Annotated in this window: 1 pseudogene; it reads right to left on the bottom strand. The window is 76.4% G+C overall.

From position 1 onward, the window contains the following. Nucleotides 1-1,036, bottom strand: a pseudogene (locus ACFQ87_RS46715) (mannosyltransferase); the annotation flags it as partial. Nucleotides 1,037-1,064 lie beyond the last annotated feature (28 nt).

Here is a 1,064-nt window from a genome sequence, read left to right as displayed (position 1 = left end):
CTCCCGCCGACTCGCCACCACCGCCACGCCGGTCGGTGCCCAGCAGGACATAGCGCAACTCGCCCTTCCCGACGAGCTGTTGGAACTCCGCCAGGGTCGGCGATGGCGCCGAGCCGCTGAAGCCGCCCATCGGCAGGACCTCCTCGCCCGTCGCCAGGATGAACGGCGAGGCGGCGCTCCAGCTGGAGGCGGCGAACAGGTAGCGGGTGCCGCCCCGGTGGGCCTGCAGGTAGTCGAACAGGGCCTGCTCGGGCGCCGTCAGGTGCTCCGAGGAGCCGCCGAACCCGCCCCCGCCCCCGCCGTACTGCGCGCGCAGCGCGGCCATGGCGGCAGTGGACCCCTTCGACGACGCGTGCCGCCCGCCCCCGCCGTGCCCGCCCCCGGAGGGGCCGACGGTGCCCATGCCCGAGTTGCCGTACGCCGAGCTCAGCACCGACGACGCCCAGGCGCCCGGCGCGACCAGCATCGCCGCGACGCCCGCCAGCAGCCCCGCCAGCGCGAACCCCCGCCCGGTGACGCGCTTGAGCGCGACCGCCGCGAGCAGCGCCAGCGCCACGACGCCCAGGCCGATCACGGCCGGCGCCAGCCACGGCAGGAAGGTCGGGAACTCCCGGGCCAGGTAGGCCGACCAGGCGACCGTCCCGGCGATCGCGGCGGGAAGCGCCCACGCCCGGGCGCCGCCCTCGCGCAAGCCCCGCCACAGCAGGACCGTCCCCGCGCCACCCAGGACCGCCAGGGGAGCGGCGATCACACCCATGTAGTAGCTGTGGCCGCCGACGCTGCCCGCACTGAAGACCAGGAAGAACGCGCCCAGCCAGGCGCCCCACAGGACGTAGCCGGCCCGCAGCACGTCGGTGCGCGGCTCGCGCCGCCGCCAGGCCAGCCCGCACACCAGCGCGACGGCGGCGAGCGGGTAGAGCCAGCCGGTCTGCGGAGCGAACTGCGAGCCGAACATCTTCGTCCAGCCGCCGTCGTCCGCGCTGCCGCCCTGACCACCCCAGCCGCCGGGGCCCTGGCCCTGGGACGAGGCCTGCACCGGTGAACCCTGCAAGCCCTGCGTGCCC

Source organism: Kitasatospora sp. NPDC056531, assembly GCF_042794375.1.
Taxonomy (GTDB): domain Bacteria; phylum Actinomycetota; class Actinomycetes; order Streptomycetales; family Streptomycetaceae; genus Kitasatospora.
Note: the sequence above shows the minus strand (reverse complement) of the source record. Positions and strands in the feature narration are given on the sequence as shown.